Source organism: Pseudomonas sp. Z1-14, from assembly GCF_051132005.1.
GTDB lineage: Bacteria > Pseudomonadota > Gammaproteobacteria > Pseudomonadales > Pseudomonadaceae > Aquipseudomonas.
In genome coordinates this window covers 5,801,333-5,820,011 of record NZ_CP071646.1, presented here as the reverse complement: position 1 = coordinate 5,820,011, position 18,679 = coordinate 5,801,333, and the positions used below count along the sequence as shown (strand labels likewise).

Annotated in this window: 19 protein-coding genes; 10 read left to right on the top strand and 9 right to left on the bottom strand. The window is 60.7% G+C overall.

The genetic code is table 11. The features are described 5' to 3' along the window. Positions 1-85 precede the first annotated feature (85 nt). From J3P89_RS26645 to panM, 4 genes are all read right to left on the bottom strand, one after another. Positions 86-358, bottom strand: coding sequence for an oxidative damage protection protein (locus J3P89_RS26645; protein ID WP_003186755.1), 273 nt, complete (start codon positions 356-358; stop codon positions 86-88). Further along, positions 355-1,422 carry an A/G-specific adenine glycosylase gene (gene mutY, locus J3P89_RS26640; RefSeq protein WP_434696160.1) on the bottom strand — a complete coding sequence of 356 codons (1,068 nt, stop codon included), beginning with the start codon at positions 1,420-1,422 and terminating at the stop codon, positions 355-357. Before mutY ends, J3P89_RS26645 begins: the two co-directional genes overlap by 4 nt. After that, positions 1,419-3,644, bottom strand: a complete 2,226-nt coding sequence (locus tag J3P89_RS26635; protein WP_434696159.1) for an AsmA family protein — start codon at positions 3,642-3,644, stop codon at positions 1,419-1,421. Before J3P89_RS26635 ends, mutY begins: the two co-directional genes overlap by 4 nt. A gap of 268 nt (positions 3,645-3,912) precedes the next feature. Further along, positions 3,913-4,311 carry an aspartate 1-decarboxylase autocleavage activator PanM gene (gene panM, locus J3P89_RS26630; protein WP_434696157.1) on the bottom strand — a complete coding sequence of 133 codons (399 nt, stop codon included), beginning with the start codon at positions 4,309-4,311 and terminating at the stop codon, positions 3,913-3,915. Between the two features lie 263 nt (positions 4,312-4,574). Between panM and J3P89_RS26625 the strand changes: the two genes are divergently transcribed. From J3P89_RS26625 to hisF, 6 genes are all read left to right on the top strand, one after another. Further along, on the top strand, positions 4,575-6,236 hold the full coding sequence (locus tag J3P89_RS26625; RefSeq protein ID WP_434626513.1) for an OFA family MFS transporter: 1,662 nt from the start codon (positions 4,575-4,577) through the stop codon (positions 6,234-6,236). Between the two features lie 280 nt (positions 6,237-6,516). Continuing rightward, complete coding sequence (hisB, locus tag J3P89_RS26620) at positions 6,517-7,110, top strand: imidazoleglycerol-phosphate dehydratase HisB (RefSeq protein ID WP_003186751.1); 594 nt, start codon at positions 6,517-6,519, stop codon at positions 7,108-7,110. Then, a complete protein-coding gene (gene hisH / locus J3P89_RS26615; RefSeq protein ID WP_434602549.1) occupies positions 7,110-7,748 on the top strand; it encodes an imidazole glycerol phosphate synthase subunit HisH in 639 nt (212 codons plus the stop codon). The genes hisB and hisH overlap by 1 nt, the downstream gene beginning before the upstream one ends. Continuing rightward, entirely contained in the window at positions 7,748-8,002 is a 255-nt protein-coding gene (locus J3P89_RS26610; RefSeq protein ID WP_030141479.1) for a DUF2164 domain-containing protein, read from the top strand. Before hisH ends, J3P89_RS26610 begins: the two co-directional genes overlap by 1 nt. A 42-nt stretch (positions 8,003-8,044) precedes the next feature. Beyond that, a complete protein-coding gene (hisA, locus tag J3P89_RS26605) occupies positions 8,045-8,782 on the top strand; it encodes a 1-(5-phosphoribosyl)-5-[(5-phosphoribosylamino)methylideneamino]imidazole-4-carboxamide isomerase (RefSeq protein WP_434602550.1) in 738 nt (245 codons plus the stop codon). Between the two features lie 9 nt (positions 8,783-8,791). Continuing rightward, positions 8,792-9,562 (top strand): imidazole glycerol phosphate synthase subunit HisF, encoded by a 771-nt coding sequence (hisF, locus tag J3P89_RS26600; protein ID WP_305497440.1) that lies wholly within the window; start codon positions 8,792-8,794, stop codon positions 9,560-9,562. Positions 9,563-9,594: 32 nt separating this feature from the next. Here the strand turns inward: hisF and J3P89_RS26595 are convergent, their stop codons facing one another. Beyond that, positions 9,595-11,103: a trypsin-like serine peptidase gene (locus J3P89_RS26595; protein WP_434696154.1), complete on the bottom strand. Its 1,509-nt coding sequence runs from the start codon at positions 11,101-11,103 to the stop codon at positions 9,595-9,597. A gap of 209 nt (positions 11,104-11,312) precedes the next feature. Here J3P89_RS26595 and J3P89_RS26590 point away from each other — a divergent pair, with 209 nt between their 5' ends. Continuing rightward, positions 11,313-12,068: a substrate-binding periplasmic protein gene (locus J3P89_RS26590; protein ID WP_434696153.1), complete on the top strand. Its 756-nt coding sequence runs from the start codon at positions 11,313-11,315 to the stop codon at positions 12,066-12,068. Positions 12,069-12,078: 10 nt separating this feature from the next. Here the strand turns inward: J3P89_RS26590 and J3P89_RS26585 are convergent, their stop codons facing one another. The 4 genes from J3P89_RS26585 to gpmI all read right to left on the bottom strand — a co-directional run bounded on the left by J3P89_RS26585 (position 12,079) and on the right by gpmI (position 17,298). After that, positions 12,079-12,858: a divergent polysaccharide deacetylase family protein gene (locus J3P89_RS26585; RefSeq protein WP_434696152.1), complete on the bottom strand. Its 780-nt coding sequence runs from the start codon at positions 12,856-12,858 to the stop codon at positions 12,079-12,081. A gap of 1 nt (position 12,859) precedes the next feature. Further along, positions 12,860-14,176: a S41 family peptidase gene (locus tag J3P89_RS26580; protein ID WP_434602554.1), complete on the bottom strand. Its 1,317-nt coding sequence runs from the start codon at positions 14,174-14,176 to the stop codon at positions 12,860-12,862. A 32-nt stretch (positions 14,177-14,208) separates the two neighbouring features. After that, a complete protein-coding gene (locus J3P89_RS26575; protein ID WP_434696151.1) occupies positions 14,209-15,501 on the bottom strand; it encodes a murein hydrolase activator EnvC family protein in 1,293 nt (430 codons plus the stop codon). A gap of 267 nt (positions 15,502-15,768) precedes the next feature. Beyond that, positions 15,769-17,298, bottom strand: a complete 1,530-nt coding sequence (gene gpmI, locus J3P89_RS26570) for a 2,3-bisphosphoglycerate-independent phosphoglycerate mutase (RefSeq protein WP_434696150.1) — start codon at positions 17,296-17,298, stop codon at positions 15,769-15,771. A 152-nt stretch (positions 17,299-17,450) separates the two neighbouring features. Here gpmI and J3P89_RS26565 point away from each other — a divergent pair, with 152 nt between their 5' ends. Genes J3P89_RS26565 through secB form a run of 3 tightly spaced genes read left to right on the top strand, consistent with a single transcriptional unit; the run spans position 17,451 to position 18,642 of the window. Beyond that, complete coding sequence (locus tag J3P89_RS26565) at positions 17,451-17,864, top strand: rhodanese-like domain-containing protein (protein ID WP_305497431.1); 414 nt, start codon at positions 17,451-17,453, stop codon at positions 17,862-17,864. 1 nt (position 17,865) lies between these two features. After that, a complete protein-coding gene (gene grxC / locus J3P89_RS26560; RefSeq protein WP_434696149.1) occupies positions 17,866-18,120 on the top strand; it encodes a glutaredoxin 3 in 255 nt (84 codons plus the stop codon). 39 nt (positions 18,121-18,159) lie between these two features. Next, positions 18,160-18,642 (top strand): protein-export chaperone SecB, encoded by a 483-nt coding sequence (secB, locus tag J3P89_RS26555; RefSeq protein ID WP_305497429.1) that lies wholly within the window; start codon positions 18,160-18,162, stop codon positions 18,640-18,642. The last annotated feature ends 37 nt before the right edge of the window (positions 18,643-18,679 follow it).

Here is an 18,679-nt window from a genome sequence, read left to right as displayed (position 1 = left end):
GGGTTTTTCAGGGGGGCGTCAAGCAAGTTATCAAAAAATATTTAACTATTACCGTCGCTTACGATTCGCCCCCGCTCCGGGCAGCTTATTCGGAGGGCGGCACGTAGCCCTCGGCCTTGGCGTATTCTTCGCCGGAAAAGAACTTGTCCATCTCCCCTTGAAGATATTTGCGATCTTCGGCATTCATCATGTTCAGGCGTTTTTCGTTGATCAGCAGCGTCTGGTGTTTTTGCCAGTCGCCCCAGGCCTTGGCTGATACGTTGTCGTAGATGTCCTGGCCCTTGGCACCGGGAAACGGTGCGCGCTCCAGGCCTTCCAGCTGTTCTTTGTACTTGCGGCACATGATGGTGCGGGTCATTGCAACTCTCCTGCGTTCAATACAGCGGCCGCGCGTTCGAGCAATGTCTTGACCGGGGCGGCGAGGCCCAGGCGCGGCGGGGTGGCGAGGTTATACCAGAGCCAGTCGGCCTCGGCCACGTGATGGCCGGTTTCGCGGACCCGGACCAGCCAGGGTTCGATTGCCAACTGGAAGTGGCTGAAGGTGTGTACCAGGCTTGGCATTGCCTGTTGCTGACCCAGCTCCAGCGAATGTTGCAGGGCCAGGTGTTGCAGGTCGTCGAGGTCGTCGAGTTCCGGCAGGCTCCACAGACCGCCCCACAAACCGGTGGATGGGCGGCGGTAAAGCAAGATGGCGCCTTCGCGGTTAGCCAGCATCGGCATCAAGGTGCGTTTCTTGGGAACTTCCTTGCGCGGCTTGGGAATCGGATAACGGGTTTCCAGGCCCAGCATGTGGGCTTCGCAGACTTTTTCCAGCGGGCAGAGCAGGCAACTGGGTCTGCTGCGGGTACAGAGCGTGGCGCCCAGGTCCATCATCGCCTGGGTATAGGCGTTGACCCGATCCTGAGGGGTAAAGCGTTCGGCGGTGGCCCAGAGCTGTTTCGCAACCTTTGGCTCGCCTGGGTAGCCTTCCTGGGCAGTAAAGCGCGCCAGCACCCGCTTGACGTTGCCATCGAGGATCGGCGCCCGCAGGCCCATGCTGATGCTGGCAATCGCGCCAGCGGTGGATAGGCCGATTCCCGGCAGTTCGGTGAGCTTCTCCACATCCCGGGGAAATTCGCCGCCATATTGCTCGACGACGATTTTCGCGGTTTTCTGCAGGTTACGAGCGCGGGTGTAGTAGCCCAACCCGGTCCACAGGTGCAGCACTTCATCCTCCGGCGCGGCGGCAAGGGCCTGGACGGAAGGCAGGGCGGTCATGAACCGGTCGAAGTAATTGAGCACGGTGCTGACCTGGGTCTGCTGGAGCATGATCTCCGAGACCCATACCCGATACGGGGAGATGTCTCGCTGCCAGGGCAGGTCATGGCGCCCGTGGCGGTCGAACCAATCCAATACGGCGCTGGAAAACTGCTCGGATGTCATCGCTTGAACAGCCCCTTCAGCGCGTCTTTGAGCTCGGGGCTGACCTTGTCGCCGAGCTTCTCGTCGATCTTGTCGCCGAGGCGGTCGCCGGCCAGCTTCGCGGCAACCTTGCCCAGCCCGTCGTTGTCCAGGCGGCAGGCTTTCGCGCCCAGCTCCAGCGGGCCTCGGCAGCGTAACGGCCACTCGACATCGACATAACGCTCGTTGACCTGGCAGGCCGGGTCGGGCATGTCGCTCTTGTCGCCTTCAACGATGACGCCGACGCGGTAGTCCATGCCCAATACCCGCAGGTCGATGTCACCATTGCCATTGACCGTCATGCCGGGAATGCGCACTTTCAAGTCCGGGTTGCTGGCCACGCCATTGTGGAAGGTAAGGTTGCCGTCGAGTTGCTGGAACGGTGTGTCCTTGCCGCGCGGTTCACCGCTGAGACTCTTGCGGTTCAGCGTGGCGATGCCTTTGCACAGCTGCTGTTCGAGGTTGGCATTGAGCAGCACACCGTCATTGATGACGAACCCGGCATTGCCGTTCAGGCTGTCGATCAGGGCCTTCTGGCTGTTGCCGCTGGCGGTGACGGCACTGTTGAGCGTCACCAGGCCTTTGACGGGCGGATTTTTGCCCTGGCTTTCGATGATCTTGTCGGCCGGCACCCGGTTGATGCGGGTTTGCAGGCTCAACTGCGGCGTGGGCTGGCGCACGTCCAGCGTGCCCTTGGCTTCGAAGTTGCCGTTATACAAATCGCCCCGCAGGTTTTCCAGCGTCAACAGGCCGCCGAGCCCGGTGGCCTTCAGCGCGGCATTCTGGATGGGCAGCTTGTCGAGGGTCAGCTGGCCGAAGCTCAGGTCGGCATCGACATCGAGCTTGCTCAGGCGCTCCACCGGGAACAATCGATCGTTGCTCCACGCACCCTGGGTCGGGGCGCTTGGTAGCGGTGTGCTGCCGGCACCAGCCATGGCGCTGGCCTCGGTGTTGCTGACTTCGGCCTCGCGGGCAGCCTTGGCGCTGTTGGCTTCGGCGGACTTTGGCGGCAGGTAGCGATCAACATTGAAGGTGTCGGCCTTGAGCTGGGCACGCAGTGACTGCTTGGCGATATCTTCCACGGCGATGCGACCACTGAAATTGCTCTCATCGATTTTCAGGTTGATGTCGTTGAGCTCGACGCTGGTCGGTGTGGCTGCAATGCGGCTCGCCAGCTCGACCTTGCTCAGGCTGCCATCGGCCATCGCCGGCAGTTTCTGGCCGATGCTGTCGACGAAGCTGGCCAGGTCGAATGAAGCAATCGACACGCCGCCATTCAGCTGCGGCGTTTTGTCGAGATCGTTGACCTTCAGCTCGCCCAGGGCGCGAAGCTGGTTCAAGGAAAGCTTGATACCGGTCCATTCGGCAACGTTGGCTGCCTTGTCGAGGAACAGTTGCCCTTGCGCCGCAAAGCTCACGGTCTTGCCTTGCAACGGATCGCCGGTGGCTTCACCGGACAGCTTCAGGTCTTCGAATTTGTAGCGTTGCAGTGCGCGTTCGAAGCGCAGCTCGCCAGTCACCTCGGTGCGCACCCGAACAGCCGGCTGGTTGCTGGACAGGAAAGCCGTGAGGGTAACCGGGATATTGGTGGAATCGTGGATCGGGCCGGTGCTCAGCTGGATGCTTTCAGCGGTAAACAGCTTGCCGGTCTGCTCGTCGCTGTATTCGACCCGGGCGTTGTTCACGGTCAGGCTGTCGATGTCCAGGCGAGTGGGTTGGGCCGGTTTCTCTGTCGGAGCGTTGGCCGGCGGGGCGGACTGTTCGGTTGGCGCCGGCGCCTTCGTAGCGGTCGTGGAGGCGGGCGCCTTGCCGATGTCTTCCCAGTTGCCATGACCGTTCTTGTCGCGGTTGAGCCGCAGGTTCAGACCTTCGACCCGTACGTCGCTCATCTGCACTTCACGGCGCAACAGCGGCATCACCCGGACTGAAAGCCCAAGCATCTGCAGGTCGGCAAAGGGTTGGGTCGGATTGGCCAGGGTCGCAACGCTGGCTTCGTGCAATTCAAGACCCAGCCATGGAAACAGGCTCCAGCCGATATCGCCATTGAGGGTCAGCTCGATGTGGGCCTTGTCGCGGGCTATCTGGCGGATCTCTTCCTTATAGTCGTTGGGATCGAAGAGGTGGGTCAGGGCAAAGCCCAGGGCCACAATGATCAGCAACAGCCCGAGAAGTACCAGACCCAGGATTTTGCCGAACGCTTTCATGGGCGAATCCTTGTAGGTTGAGTTCAAATTTTACCGGAGAGTATAACGTCCCGGGTTGGTGGAGCGTTGGGTCATCGTTTTTCGATCCTCCACTGGTGGAACGGCAGGCGCGGTTCACCGTGGCGAGGGAGCTTGCTCCCGCTGGACTGCGAAGCAGTCCCAAACCAGGCGAATCAGGACGCCTGGCACACCGTGGAGACAGCTTTAGGGGGCGCTGCGCTCCCCAGCGGGAGCAAGCTCCCTCGCCACGGGATATGACCGGTCACCGTCAGCTTTCATTCAGCGATATCTTCAGCTTTGCCGCCAAGGCCTGCACCTCCAGATGCCCGGCCGGTGCCTCGAGCCGAAGCCCGGCGTCTTCCTGTCGAGCCATCCTCCGTGCTTCGCTCACCAAGCGCTCAGCTACGCCACGGCGGCGGGTAACCTTTCTTACGCACAGGTGAGACAAGTACCAAGCGTCCTGGTGCCGTTGCAGGCGTGCGGCGCCGAGCAGTCGGTCGTTGAACCGTGCCGCAATCAGCGTACCTTCCGTCAGGCACCTGTTGATCAACTGCCCGGCATCGCTGAACGGCTCGAACAGCCAGGCCGGGGCGTCCTGATAGATTTTCTGCAGGTCCTGATGATCCTGATGAGTGGCTTCATTCAGACGCTCGACAACGATGGGCATGGAAATTCCTGAAAAATAAACGAATAACGCCCTACAGAAAGTGAGAAGAGGCGCGATAAGACGAATGACAGAAAAAAGGTGATAGCACTTTGGTTTTTCTGTCACGAGCAAATGGTAACCTTTGTCAGTTCGCCCGTCCTTCTGCGACGTGATGTCGCACCAAAATGGAGCTTCACCGCAAAATACAGTCATGCCTGCGTGCAAATGAAGACTGAGGGTGATGCGTGGCTGGCGAACCTATTCCAATAACTGGGGGATACACAATGAGCACGAGCATTACGGCGGACGGCGTTGCCGACCAGCCTGCGTTCCTCTCCAAGGAACGCATTATCGCCAAGCCCGGCTTCAACCGCTGGCTGGTGCCACCGGCCGCGCTGGCCATTCACCTGTGCATCGGCATGGCCTACGGCTTTTCGGTGTTCTGGTTGCCGCTGTCCAAGGCCATGGGCATCACCAAGCCGGTAGCCTGCGCGCCGGACATGAGCTTCATCTCGCAAGTCTTTTCGTCCCAATGTGACTGGCCGATCTCGATGCTCGGCTGGATCTACACCCTGTTCTTCATTTTCCTGGGTTGCTCGGCAGCCATCTGGGGCGGCTGGCTGGAACATGCCGGTCCGCGCAAGGCTGGCGTGGTATCGGCCCTGTGCTGGTGCGGTGGCCTGCTGATTTCGGCGCTGGGTATCTATACCCATCAGATCTGGCTGATGTGGGTCGGCTCCGGTGTCATCGGTGGTATCGGCCTGGGCCTGGGCTACATCTCCCCGGTCTCGACGCTGATCAAGTGGTTCCCGGACAAGCGCGGCATGGCGACCGGCATGGCGATCATGGGCTTCGGTGGTGGCGCGATGGTGGGTGCCCCGTTGGCTGCAGCGCTGATGAGCCATTTCGCTACGCCAACCGACGTGGGCGTATGGCAGAGCTTCCTGGTGATGGCTGCGATCTACTTCGTGTTCATGATCGGTGGCGCCCTGTCGTATCGCGTACCGCCAACCGGCTGGAAGCCTGAGGGCTGGAACCCTGCACCGAAAAAAGCCGCGAACGCGATGATCACCCATCGCCACGTTCACGTGAACGTTGCCTGGAAAACCCCGCAGTTCCGTCTGGTCTGGCTGGTGCTGTGCCTGAACGTATCCGCCGGTATCGGCATCCTGGGCATGGCTTCGCCACTGCTGCAGGAAGTGTTCGGCGGCAAATTGCTCGGCAACGACCTGCCGTTCGGTCAGCTGGACGCCGCGCAACTGGGCCAGATCGCTGCCATTGCAGCCGGTTTCACCGGTTTGCTGAGCCTGTTCAACATCGGTGGCCGGTTCTTCTGGGCCTCCTTCTCGGACTACCTGGGTCGCAAAAACACCTACTTCGTGTTCTTTGCCCTGGGCGTGGCCTTGTATGCCCTGATCCCGAGCCTGGGCCACCTGGGCAGCGTCGCGCTGTTCGTGGCGGCGTTCTGCATCATCCTGTCGATGTACGGCGGCGGTTTCGCCACCGTGCCGGCCTACCTGGCGGACCTGTTCGGTACGCAAATGGTCGGTGCGATCCACGGTCGCCTGTTGACCGCCTGGGCGGCAGCCGGTGTGCTGGGTCCGGTACTGGTGAACTACCTGCGTGAATATCAACTGAGCATCGGCGTTGAACGCGCCGCGGCCTATGACATCACCCTGTACATCCTCGCCGGCCTGCTGGTGCTGGGCTTCCTGTGCAACCTGATGGTTCGCCCGGTCGCCGACAAGTACTTCATGACCGACGCCGAACTGGCCGCAGAGCAAGCGCTGGGCCACGACAAGGGCGCCGACAGCACCACTTCGCTGGAATGGAAAGCCGCACCGGGCACCAAGCCCCTGGCGATCGCCGCCTGGCTGGTGGTGGGCATTCCGCTGGCGTGGGGTGTGTGGGTGACCCTGCAGAAGACGGCGGTGTTGTTCCGCTAAAACCGTTGCCCTGGCCAGCGGGTCAGGGCAATCCTTGTGGGAGCGAGCTTGCTCGCGAATGGGGCGTGTCAGTCGACATGAATGTCCTCTGACGCACCGCTTTCGCGAGCAGGCTCGCTCCCACATTTGTTTTTATGAGTCCTGGAAGACTTGTATGGACATGTCTAACGCCGCCGCATCGGTTTCAGCCCGTCAGCGGTGTCACCTCTTTTGTTTCTGTTTGCCGCTCGCGCCCCTATAATGGCTGCCTTTTTCGCCCAATGATTTTGCGGAGCTGGTGATGGCCGAACGTAAGGCGTCTGTCGAGCGCGACACTCTGGAAACCCAGATCAAAGCCTCGATCAACCTGGATGGCACCGGAAAGGCCCGGTTTGATATCGGCGTGCCTTTTCTTGAGCACATGCTCGACCAGATCGCCCGTCACGGGCTGATCGACCTGGACATCGTCAGCAAGGGCGACCTGCATATCGACGACCATCACACCGTCGAAGATGTCGGTATCACGCTGGGCCAGGCTTTCACCAAAGCCATCGGCGACAAGAAGGGCATCCGTCGCTACGGCCATGCCTACGTGCCGCTCGATGAAGCGCTGTCGCGCGTGGTCATCGATTTCTCCGGCCGCCCTGGCCTGCAGATGCATGTGCCGTACACCCGCGCCACTGTCGGCGGCTTCGACGTCGACCTGTTCCAGGAGTTCTTCCAGGGCTTCGTCAATCACGCCAACGTGACCCTGCACATCGACAACCTGCGTGGGCACAACACCCATCACCAGATCGAAACCGTGTTCAAGGCGTTCGGCCGCGCGCTGCGCATGGCTGTCGAGCTCGATGACCGCATGGCCGGCCAGATGCCTTCCACCAAAGGCGTCCTGTAATGCAGACGGTTGCGGTTATCGATTACGGCATGGGCAACCTGCACTCGGTGGCCAAGGCCCTCGAGCACGTAGGCGCCGGCAAGGTATTGATCACCAGCGATGCCGACGTGATTCGCGAAGCCGACCGGGTGGTGTTTCCCGGCGTCGGCGCGATTCGCGACTGCATGGCCGAGATTCGGCGCCTGGGCTTCGACAAACTGGTGCACGAAGTCAGCCAGGATCGCCCGTTCCTCGGCATCTGCGTGGGCATGCAGGCTTTGCTCGACCGCAGTGAAGAGAACGACGGGGTCGATTGCATCTCGCTGTTCCCGGGCCAGGTCAAGTTCTTTGGCAAGGACCTGCATGAAGACGGCGAGCACTTGAAAGTGCCGCACATGGGCTGGAACGAAGTGCGGCAAACGGTGGACCACCCGCTGTGGCACGATATTCCGGACCTCGCGCGTTTCTACTTCGTGCACAGCTACTACATCGCCGCCGGCAATGCCCGGCAGGTGGTGGGCAGCGGTCACTATGGTGTCGATTTCGCCGCGGCCCTGGCCGATGGCTCGCGCTTCGCCGTGCAGTTTCACCCGGAGAAGAGCCATACCCATGGCCTGCAACTGCTGCAGAACTTCGCGGCGTGGGACGGGCGCTGGTAATGGCCCGCAAGAAACCGCCGATCCTCACCCTCACGCCTGAGCAGGAAAGTGAGGCGAACCGCAAGATCCAGCGGTTCATGGAGGAGCGTTTCGAGCTGGACCTTGGCTCGTTCGAAGCGGCGGAAATTCTTGATCTGTTTACCCGCGAAATTGCTCCGCACTATTACAACAGGGCGATTTTCGATGTGCAGGCGCACCTTAAGGAAAGGTTCGAAAGCATCGAAAGCGACTTGTGGGCGCTCGAGAAAAACTGATTTTCGAGCCAAGCTGAATTTTCGTATTTGAAGGTTTGCCAGATGCTGATTATCCCCGCTATCGATCTCAAGGACGGCGCTTGTGTCCGTCTGCGCCAGGGCCGCATGGAAGACTCCACGGTGTTTTCCGACGACCCGGTGAGCATGGCCGCCAAGTGGGTGGAGGGCGGTTGCCGTCGCCTGCATCTGGTTGACCTGAACGGTGCCTTCGAAGGCCAGCCGGTCAACGGTGAAGTGGTCACCGCCATCGCCAAACGGTACCCGAACCTGCCGATCCAGATCGGTGGCGGCATTCGTTCGCTGGAGACCATCGAGCACTACGTCAAGGCCGGCGTGAGCTACGTGATCATCGGCACCAAGGCCGTCAAGGAACCCGAGTTCGTCGCCGAAGCCTGCCGTGCCTTCCCGGGAAAAGTCATCGTTGGCCTCGACGCCAAGGACGGTTTTGTCGCCACCGACGGCTGGGCTGAAGTGAGTACCGTGCAAGTGATCGACCTGGCCAAGCGTTTCGAAGCCGACGGCGTGTCCGCCATCGTCTACACCGACATTGCCAAGGACGGCATGATGCAGGGCTGTAACGTTCCGTTCACCGCTGCCCTGGCCGCAGCCACGAAGATCCCGGTGATCGCCTCCGGCGGCATCCACAACCTGGGCGACATCAAGGCACTGCTCGACGCCAGGGCGCCGGGCATCATCGGTGCGATCACTGGTCGCGCGATCTATGAAGGTACCCTGGACGTCGCCGAGGCCCAGGCCTTCTGCGATTTCTATAAAGGCTGAGGACTTATCATGGCGCTGGCCAAACGCATCATCCCTTGCCTGGACGTGGATAACGGCCGGGTGGTCAAGGGCGTCAAGTTCGAGAACATCCGTGACGCTGGCGACCCGGTGGAAATCGCCCGTCGTTATGACGAGCAGGGTGCGGACGAGATTACTTTCCTGGATATCACGGCCAGCGTCGACGGCCGCGATACCACGCTGCACACCGTCGAGCGCATGGCCAGCCAGGTGTTCATCCCGCTGACCGTGGGCGGTGGCGTGCGCAGCGTGCAGGACATCCGCAACCTGCTCAATGCCGGCGCGGACAAGGTATCCATCAACACCGCGGCGGTGTTCAACCCGGAATTTGTCGGCGAGGCGGCCGAGCATTTCGGCTCGCAGTGCATCGTCGTGGCGATCGACGCGAAGAAGGTCTCCGGCCCGGGCGAAACCCCGCGCTGGGAAATCTTCACCCATGGCGGGCGCAAGCCAACCGGGCTGGACGCCGTTGAATGGGCGAAGAAGATGGAAGGCCTGGGCGCCGGAGAAATCCTGCTGACCAGCATGGACCAGGACGGCATGAAGAACGGCTTCGATCTCGGCGTCACCCGTGCCATCAGCGATGCCTTGGGCATTCCGGTGATCGCTTCTGGCGGTGTTGGTAACCTGCAGCACTTGGCCGATGGCATTCTGGAAGGCCACGCCAGCGCGGTATTGGCGGCGAGCATTTTCCACTTTGGCGAATACACCGTGCCGGAAGCCAAGGCCTACATGGCCCAGCGCGGTATCTGCGTCAGATAAGCCGAGAGTCCGGCAGGCGAGCCGAGGGCGAATCAGGGCGAGTCCTGGATATCCTTGAGCGGGGTAGGGTTCAGGATGTCCATTCTTGGCTCGGATGCTTGTCTGGATATGTCATAGGCAATGGTGCAGAGCTTTCCAGGCAGATCCGAATTGTCCAGCCATGCGTCTATGTATTCGATGTCGCTGTAATCGGTTTTGTCTGAACAGTCAGTCGTCCCTGTCGGGCCGAACTTGTAGGCGTAGGTTCGATGTGGCAGTTCATTCGCAGCTGTCGACAGTTGTACGCCTGCAGTGAAACTCAAGTCAGGCTGAGCTGTTGGAGCGTTGTCGAGAATTTCGACCGGAAGGGACAACACGTTGTTGATGAGCCCCACTGAGGGACGTTGATCAGCGGAGTCGACACCCACGATGCAGAGGAAGTACATGCCCACCTGGTCGCCTATCCCGGTGTTTATGAAAGCGTCCTGCGCACTGGTTACTCCGCTGTAGTCTTGCGGCCTTTCGCAATCCATTGCGGTTCGAACGGTCTTATGACGATAGAACGGCGTGTTGATTGTGAAGTGGTAGTTCCAGGTCGGGATGTCTGCGCTGCCGTCGTCTTTCTTCCCGATCCTTACGTACCTTTGCGGGCTGTCCGCTGCGGCGCTGGCGGAAAAGACCGGATACAGCGGGCAAGACGAATTCACGTCTTGAACGAGGAGGCCCTCTACAAAGCAGCGGCTGAGAAAGTCCGTAGGATTCCCATAAACATCGTCCGGTATAGCTTTATAGCTGTCGCCAACTGGAGTGCAAGGAGCGTGCTGCTCGCAGGGGTGGGCTTGGATGGTCAGGTTGCCAGTGCCTATCACGCCGATGATCTTATTGGTACGGCGCTCCAGTAGCGGGCTGCCGGAGCCACCACCTTTCAAATCCTTGCAGCGGGTCATCAGCGTATTACGCCAGACCCAGCGGCCCTCCACGATTTCCTGGGCAGGTTGCAAGGTACAGGCAGCCAGCCGCAGCGTGTTCTGATCGTGGACTGGCGCGCCTACGATCAGGACATCCGTCCCGTCGACGGGGCGCTCGGTGGCCAAGCCCAATGGCTGTATCCCGTCCTTGAGCAAGGTTTGCAAGCTGACGTCCAGTTCAATGATTGCCATGTCTACGCCCTGGATGCTTCTCCACGCGATTTTTTTCATCGGGTAAGTCAGGTAGGGGGCAGTATCGGCGAAGTAGTTGAACTGCATGAGGCCGACGATTGGCTTGTTGGTAACGATGTTTGCGTTGGTCAGCTCGGTGCAATGTCCCGAGGTCAACACGTAGGCGGGCGTGGGCATTGTCCCGGAAGGGTCATGGGTATCGAGAAGTGTCGCAGTACAATTCCCGTTCATCGTAGAGAAGCGTCCAATACCCTGCCAATGGTCATGTGAGCCATCTTTGTTGTTCAGGATTTTTGAGTCGGCGAAGTTCTGAACCCCTTCGCCATAGTCTTTGCCATGTGCAACGCTCAGTGCGCCAGACAGGCAAAACAGACCGCCCAGTAACAAGTAGATCGTTTTCATTGAGTCATGCCTTTGATTAATTGGGGCCGGTCTTGACCGGCTTCGTTAATTAATCAGCCTCGACGTGATGGAAGGTGGTAACTAATTACCTCCGCCAAGGTTGCGTTTGCGCGCATCCTGTTTGGTTAGGTGTTTGATGTGAAACGACGGTAGACACGTCGGCGGGCCCAAGGCAATCTGGAACATGCCATGGACCCGGGTAATCAGATATGTTCAAACGCGCTCTAGTTGTTTTTACCAGCACTTTCCTGCTGTTCATGAGCGGGGCGCAGGCCGGGGACGGCCGCGATGCTGGCCTGGTATTGCTGACGGAGAACTTTCCGCCCTACAACATGGCGAAGAACGGCAAGAACTTCGCCCAGGACGAAAACATCCATGGCATTGCGGTGGACATCGTCCGCGAGATATTCAAACGCGCCGATATTTCCTACAGCCTGACGCTGCGTTTTCCCTGGGAACGAATCTACAAGCTTGCCTTGGAAAAACCTGGTTATGGGGTGTTTGTAACGGCTCGGCTGCCTGAGCGGGAAAAGCTCTTCAAATGGGTTGGCCCCATCGGCCCGGACGATTGGATCATGCTCGCCAAGGCCGACAGCAAGATTGCCCTCGACTCGTTGGACCAGGCACGTCAGTACAGGATTGGTGCCTACAAGGGCGATGCAATTGCCGAAACATTGGCCAAACAGGGGCTCAAGCCCATTGTCGTGTTGCGCGATCAGGACAACGCCAGAAAACTCGTCAACGGCCAGATAGACCTATGGGCCACCGGCGACCCGGCAGGGCGTTATCTGGCGCGTCAGGAGGGGGTGAGCGATCTCAAGACCGTACTGCGATTCAACAGTGCCGAGCTCTACCTGGCCTTGAACAAGGACGTGCCGGACGAGGTGGTGAGCCGCCTGCAAAAGGCTCTGGATGAGCTGCGCAAGGAAGGCGAAGTGGACGCGATCATGGCGCGCTATCTCTGAGACGCCAAGCCTAACGATAAACCCCATCCTTTCCGTGCCCGGCCATCGCTCGGTTGCTGCGCAGGCTGATCATCGACTTGATGTCGATCCACTCGATGCCCTGGGCCTTGAGCTTGGGCAGTTCGCGCTCGAGCACGGCGAGGGTCTGCGGATAGGGATGGCCGATCATCACGGCCGAGCCCTGCCGCCGAGCCAGATCGATGGCGATCTGAAGCTGGCCGGCGATAGCCGCTTCGGTGCGCTCATCATCAAGAAATACATCCCGCGACACGCTGGCGAGGCCGATCTTTTGTGCTTCGGCAGCGGCGACCGTCTGCGCGCTGGTGCGGCTGTCGACGAAAAACTTGTGACGCTGTTGCAGATTCGCCATCAGCCACGCCATCGCCTGGGGTTGCGCGGTCATGCGGCTGCCCATGTGGTTGTTGATACCGCTGGTGTAGGGCACCGCGGCAAACGCGGCGTCCAGGCGCTTGCCCAATTCTTCGATGGATAATTCCGGATGCCAGGCGAACGGCCCGGTGGCCGGATCCATGGGCATGTGCAGCATGACGAGTTTGCCGGCGCGATGAGCCTCGCGGGCGATTTCGGCGGCGTGGGGCGTGTCGGGCATGATTGCCGCGGTGACCGGACCGGACAGGGCCAGGACACGGCGATCCCGGGGCAGATTCTGCCCCAGGTCATCGATGATCAGGCTCAGGTAAGCCTTCTGCGGCGGGGAAGCTGTGGCGGGAGCCGCGTTAACGGCTCCCGCCAGCAGGCACAACAGGACGAAAATGAAACGCTGGCCCATCTCAGCGGCCGGACGTGATGTTCAACCCTTTGAGCAGGCTCAACGCCTGGGCCAACTGATAGTCGTCATCCTGCGGCATCGGCTTGGCCTTGGCGCCGGAGCCGGTCGGTTTGTCCGCGCCGCCGTTGCCATTGCCCAAGTGACCTTGCAGGTCGGCTTCCTTGAAGTACTCGCTGTCCGCCTCGCTGGTGATCTTGGCCTTGCGCACCTCGATGTCCGGGACAATGCCCTGGGCCTGGATGGAACGGCCGTTGGGCGTGAAGTACAGCGCGGTGGTGATCTTCAGGGCGCGGTCGTTGTTCAGCGGCAACACGGTTTGCACCGAGCCCTTGCCGAAACTGGTGGTGCCCATGACAACGCCACGTTTCTGGTCTTGCAGAGCACCGGCGACGATCTCCGACGCCGATGCGCTGCCACCGTTGATAAGCACGACCAATGGCACGGCTTCGCTGAGGTCGTTGCCGGTGGCCGAGAAGCGCAGTTCGGAATTGGCGATGCGGCCCTTGGTGTAGACGATCAGGCCCTTGGTGATGAAATGATCCACCACTTCCACGGCCGATTGCAGAACGCCGCCGGGGTTGTTGCGCAAGTCCAGGACTAGGCCGTTGAGCTTCTTGCCGTTGTCCTTGCGCATCTTGGCCAGGGCCTTGGCGACTTCCTCGCCGGTCTTGACCTGGAACTGGGTGATGCGGATGTAGCCGTAGCCGGACTCCAGCAATTGGCTCTTCACGCTCTTGACCTGGATGACCGCCCGGGTCAGGGTCACGTCGAATGGCGTGCCGCCGTCGCGCACCAGGGTCAGGGTGATTTTTTCGCCGATCTTGCCGCGCATTTTGTCCACGGCTTCGGTCATGCTCTGGCCACGGGTCGGTTGGCCGTTGATCTTGACGATGAAGTCGCCAGCCTGGATGCCAGCCTTGGAGGCGGGCGTATCGTCGATCGGCGAGACCACCTTGACGAAACCGTCTTCGCTGCCGACCTCGATGCCCAGGCCGCCGAATTCGCCGCTGGTGCTTTCCTGCAACTCGGCAAAATCCTCAGGGCCCAGGTAGGCCGAATGCGGGTCAAGGTTGCTGAGCATGCCTTTGATGGCGTTCTCCAGCAGCATCTTGTCGTCCACCGGTTCCACGTACGCGGCTTTGATCCGGTCCATGACTTCGGCAAAGGTGCGCAGTTCATCCAACGGCAGCGGGGCCTTGGTGGTGGCGGCCGTAGCGGCGGTCGACGCCGGCGCGGGTTGCGCGGCGAAAGCCAGGGGCGCGCCGATCACGAGGGCGATCGTCAGGGCCAGCGAGGTGAGGCGGGACAAATGCAGCATGTCGAACGAACTCCTGAGTTGGATGGGCGCGCTTATCCTTGCGCACGACACCATTGTGCCGGGTCACTGGGGCGACCCTGCTGGCGAATAGCAAAATACAGTGCTGGCGTGTCCTGCCCGCCACTGTTGCCGACCGTGGAGATGGACTCGCCGGCCTTGACCACATCACCCGCCGATTTGAGCAGCGTCTGGTTGTGGCCGTAAAGGCTCAGGTATCCGTTGCCGTGATCGAGGATCACCAGCAGGCCGGCACCGCGCAGCCAGTCGGCAAACACCACGCGCCCGGCATGTACAGCGTGCACCTGGCTACCGGCGGATGCGCTGATCATCACGCCGTCCCACTTGGTGCGGGTATCGTCGCCACGGGTTTCACCGAAGCGTGCAAGTAATCGACCATTGACCGGCCATGGAAGTTTGCCCCGGGCTGAAGCAAAAGCGCCGCCGAAGGTTTCGCCATCGCTGGAAACCACTGCGCCGGGGCTGGATTTAGCCGGCTTGCGCGGGGCTTCGCCGGCATCGGCGTCGGCCTGGGCTTCACGCAAACGCTTTTTTTCGGCTTCCTGCTGGGCGATCAGCGCTTTCTGCCGCGCTTCTTCCGCCTCCCGAGCCTGGCGAGCCAAGGTTTCTTCGATGGTTTTCAAGACATTTGCCAGTTCGGCCTGGTCCTGTTCGCGGGCCTTGAGCTTGCTGTCGCGAGCCTTCACGTCGTCATTGAGCTTGGCCAGGGCCACCTGGCGCTCCTTGCGAACCTTCTCGAGTTCTTCACGCTGGGTGTCGAGGCTGCTTTTCTGCACGAGCAACTGGGCTTGCTGCAGCTCGATGTCTTTCTCGACATTGGCCAGCTGGCGCAGGGTTTCATTGAAGCTCTTGAGCTGCTCCAGGCGGGCCTGGCTCAGGTAGTCGTAATAGGTGAGGGTGCGGGCGAATTTCTCGGGATTCTGCTGGTTGAGCAGCAGCTTGAGGTATTCCTGGCGACCGTTCTGGTAGGCCGCCCGTGCCTGGATGGCGATCAGCTTTTGCTGTTCAGTGCGCGCGCTCTGGAGTTTTTTTTTCTCTCCATCGAGGCGTTGCAACTCGGATTCGCTTTTCTTCAGCTCTTTCTGCAGGGCGTCGACCTGCTTCTCCAGCTTGCCCATCTCGGTTTCGGTGCCGCGCAGGTCTTTCTGCACGCTGGATTTTTCTTCCTGCAACTTGTTCAGCAGCTTCTTCAGCTCGGCGATGTCCTGGCGCGTGGCTTCCAACTGTTGTTGGGTTTGCGCGCGCTCGTCCGCGAAGGCCGGTTGGAGCAGGCAGGTCAGAGCAAGGGCTATCAGGACGCGGAGCATAGAGGCGGGTGGCACCAGGGAAAGGGACGGCCTAGTATGCCCGCCCCACGCTGCAAAAAAAACGCCCATTTGGGGCTGTGTGATAACTGGCCGAAAAAACACCAAGAACCAATGTGGGAGCGAGCTTGCTGTGGCGAGGGAGCTTGCTCCCGCTGGGCTGCGAAGCAGCCCCTCGACAATAGATCAAGCCAGAAGCCTCTGCGATGGCTGCGCCATCGAACGGGAGCAAGCTCCCTCGCCACACAAACAGTGCTCAATGCTGCGACGTCAGACCAGGATCGAAGTCCCGGTCATCTCCGCCGGCTGTTCCATGCCCAGCAGCATCAGCATGGTCGGTGCGACGTCGGCCAATACGCCGCCGTCGCGGACCTTGAAGTCACGCTTGCCGACATAGATGAATGGCACCGGCTCAGTGGTGTGGGCCGTATGGGCCTGGCCGGTGGACTCGTCGGACATTTGCTCGACGTTGCCGTGGTCGGCGGTGATCAGCGCTTCACCGCCGACTTTTTCCAGCGCCTCGACGATGCGGCCGACGCAGGTGTCCAGGCATTCCACCGCCTTGACCGCTGCGTCGAACACGCCGCTGTGACCGACCATGTCACCGTTGGCGTAGTTGACCACGATCACGTCGTAACGTTGGTTCTCGATGGCGTCGACGATGCGGTCGGTCACTTCCGGCGCGCTCATTTCCGGTTGCAGATCGTAGGTGGCGACCTTCGGCGACGGAATCAGGATGCGCTCTTCGCCCGGGAAGGGCTCTTCGCGGCCGCCGGAGAAGAAGAACGTCACATGGGCGTACTTCTCGGTTTCCGCGATGCGCAGCTGGGTCTTGCCGTTTTTCGCCAGGTAGTCACCCAGCACGTTTTCCAGGCTGCCGGCAGCGAAGGCCGATGGCGCGGGAATGCTGGCGGCGTATTGGGTCAGCATCACGAAACCGGCCAGCTTCGGCTGGCGGGCGCGCTCGAATTCCTTGAAATCGTCTTCGACGAATACGCGAGTCAGTTCGCGGGCACGGTCGGCGCGGAAGTTCATGAACACCACGGCGTCGCCGTCTTCGACTTTTACCGGCTCGCCGATGGTTGTGGCCTTGACGAACTCGTCGCTTTCACCACGTTCGTAGGCAGCTTGCAGGCCTTCTTGCGCGGTGGCGGCGTGGAATTCCGCATTGCCGTCGACGATCAGGTTGTAGGCCTGGGCGACGCGGTCCCAGCGGTTGTCACGGTCCATGGCGAAGTAACGGCCGATCAGGCTGGCGATCCGGCCCTTGCCGAGGGTCTTAAACGTGTCGTCCAGCAATTTGATCGACGATTCGGCGCTCTTCGGCGGCGTGTCACGGCCATCCAGGAAGGCGTGAAGATAGATGTTTTCAGCGCCGCGCCTGGCGGCCAGCTCGGCCATGGCGATCAGGTGGTCCTGATGGCTGTGCACGCCACCGTCGGACAGCAGGCCCATGAAGTGCACGGCCTTGCCGGCAGCCACGGCTTTATCCACGGCAGCGCAGATGGTCGGGTTTTCGAAAAATTCGCCGTCGCGGATCGATTTGGTTACGCGGGTGAAGTCCTGATACACCACGCGGCCGGCGCCGAGGTTCATGTGGCCGACTTCGGAGTTGCCCATCTGCCCGTCGGGCAGGCCGACGTCCATGCCGCTGCCGGAGATCAAGCCGTTCGGCACGGTGGCCCACAGGCGATCCAGCACAGGCTTCCTGGCCGCGTAGACGGCGTTGGATTCGTGGCTGTCACTGTGACCGAAGCCGTCCAGAATCATCAGGACCAAAGGTTTAGGCGTGGTAGTCATGGAATCCACTCGTGGCTGGTTAAAAGAAGACGATGGAAAAGGGACGGGCAGTTTAAAGGTAAGTTCCGGTGCCGTCACCGCCGGGCGGGGTTTGGCCGGCCTTGCGTGCTGTGTATACTGGCCGACATTTTAACGCCCTGGAACCTCCTTCGATGGTTGCTCACCTGATTGAATTTGCCACTAACCACTACATTCTCGTCGGTATCTTCGTCGTACTGCTGGCGTTGCTGGTTGCCCACACGATGCAGGGCGGCGGACGCAGCCTGAGCACCGGCGAGCTGACCGCGCTGGTCAACAAGGACGCCGGCGTAGTGGTCGACATCCGTCCGACCAAGGATTACGCCGCCGGTCACATCGTCGGCGCGCTGAACATTCCTCAGGACAAACTGATCGCTCGTGTGGCCGAACTGGAAAAACACAAGGCCAAGACGCTGATCCTGGTCGACGCCCAAGGCCAGCAGGCCGGTACCCTTGCCCGCGAACTGATGAAGTCCGGCTTCACCGCCGCGAAACTGTCTGGTGGCGTTGCGAGCTGGAAAGCCGACAATCTGCCCTTGGTGAAGTGACATGCCCCACGTAGTTGTCTATTCCAGCGATTACTGCCCCTATTGCTCCCGAGCCAAGATGCTGCTCAAGAACAAGGGCGTAGCCTTCGAAGAAATCAAGGTCGACGGCAAGCCGCAGTTGCGCGCCGAGATGACCAGGAAGGCCGAGCGTACCTCCGTGCCGCAGATCTGGATCGGCGACACCCACGTGGGCGGTTGCGATGACCTGTTCGCCCTGGAGCGCGCCGGCAAGCTCGACGCGCTGCTCAAGGCCTGAATTCCAATTAATAGAACCTGAAAGTAAGAAGGATCTGCGATGACTGACCAACAGAACACAGCTGCCACTGAAGAAGAAGCCGCACCGCAATTCTCCTTGCAGCGCATTTACGTTCGCGACCTGTCCTTCGAAGCCCCGAAAAGCCCGGCGATCTTTCGCCAGCAGTGGGAGCCGAGCGTGGCCCTGGACCTGAATACCCGCCAGAAAGCCCTGGAAGAAGATTTCCACGAAGTGGTGCTGACCCTGTCGGTGACCGTGAAGAATGGCGACGAAGTCGCGTTCATCGCCGAAGTCCAGCAGGCCGGTATCTTCCTGATCAAGAATCTCGATGCCGCTTCGATGAGCCACACCCTGGGCGCGTTCTGCCCGAACATCCTGTTCCCGTACGCCCGCGAAACCTTGGACAGCCTGGTGACCCGCGGCTCGTTCCCGGCCCTGATGCTGGCCCCGGTGAACTTCGATGCCCTGTACGCGCAAGAGCTGCAGCGCATGCAACAAGAAGGCGGCGCGACCGTCCAGTAAACGGCGCTTTCAGCCGAGTATCAAACCTGTGGGAGCG

What these genes read in the sequence shown, in the direction of transcription:
- J3P89_RS26645 (WP_003186755.1), bottom strand. Translation starts at nt 358, where the DNA reads ATGACCCGCACCATCATGTGCCGCAAGTACAAAGAACAGCTGGAAGGC.
- mutY (WP_434696160.1), bottom strand. Translation starts at nt 1,422, where the DNA reads ATGACATCCGAGCAGTTTTCCAGCGCCGTATTGGATTGGTTCGACCGC.
- J3P89_RS26635 (WP_434696159.1), bottom strand. Translation starts at nt 3,644, where the DNA reads ATGAAAGCGTTCGGCAAAATCCTGGGTCTGGTACTTCTCGGGCTGTTG.
- panM (WP_434696157.1), bottom strand. Translation starts at nt 4,311, where the DNA reads ATGCCCATCGTTGTCGAGCGTCTGAATGAAGCCACTCATCAGGATCAT.
- J3P89_RS26625 (WP_434626513.1), top strand. Translation starts at nt 4,575, where the DNA reads ATGAGCACGAGCATTACGGCGGACGGCGTTGCCGACCAGCCTGCGTTC.
- hisB (WP_003186751.1), top strand. Translation starts at nt 6,517, where the DNA reads ATGGCCGAACGTAAGGCGTCTGTCGAGCGCGACACTCTGGAAACCCAG.
- hisH (WP_434602549.1), top strand. Translation starts at nt 7,110, where the DNA reads ATGCAGACGGTTGCGGTTATCGATTACGGCATGGGCAACCTGCACTCG.
- J3P89_RS26610 (WP_030141479.1), top strand. Translation starts at nt 7,748, where the DNA reads ATGGCCCGCAAGAAACCGCCGATCCTCACCCTCACGCCTGAGCAGGAA.
- hisA (WP_434602550.1), top strand. Translation starts at nt 8,045, where the DNA reads ATGCTGATTATCCCCGCTATCGATCTCAAGGACGGCGCTTGTGTCCGT.
- hisF (WP_305497440.1), top strand. Translation starts at nt 8,792, where the DNA reads ATGGCGCTGGCCAAACGCATCATCCCTTGCCTGGACGTGGATAACGGC.
- J3P89_RS26595 (WP_434696154.1), bottom strand. Translation starts at nt 11,103, where the DNA reads ATGAAAACGATCTACTTGTTACTGGGCGGTCTGTTTTGCCTGTCTGGC.
- J3P89_RS26590 (WP_434696153.1), top strand. Translation starts at nt 11,313, where the DNA reads ATGTTCAAACGCGCTCTAGTTGTTTTTACCAGCACTTTCCTGCTGTTC.
- J3P89_RS26585 (WP_434696152.1), bottom strand. Translation starts at nt 12,858, where the DNA reads ATGGGCCAGCGTTTCATTTTCGTCCTGTTGTGCCTGCTGGCGGGAGCC.
- J3P89_RS26580 (WP_434602554.1), bottom strand. Translation starts at nt 14,176, where the DNA reads ATGCTGCATTTGTCCCGCCTCACCTCGCTGGCCCTGACGATCGCCCTC.
- J3P89_RS26575 (WP_434696151.1), bottom strand. Translation starts at nt 15,501, where the DNA reads ATGCTCCGCGTCCTGATAGCCCTTGCTCTGACCTGCCTGCTCCAACCG.
- gpmI (WP_434696150.1), bottom strand. Translation starts at nt 17,298, where the DNA reads ATGACTACCACGCCTAAACCTTTGGTCCTGATGATTCTGGACGGCTTC.
- J3P89_RS26565 (WP_305497431.1), top strand. Translation starts at nt 17,451, where the DNA reads ATGGTTGCTCACCTGATTGAATTTGCCACTAACCACTACATTCTCGTC.
- grxC (WP_434696149.1), top strand. Translation starts at nt 17,866, where the DNA reads ATGCCCCACGTAGTTGTCTATTCCAGCGATTACTGCCCCTATTGCTCC.
- secB (WP_305497429.1), top strand. Translation starts at nt 18,160, where the DNA reads ATGACTGACCAACAGAACACAGCTGCCACTGAAGAAGAAGCCGCACCG.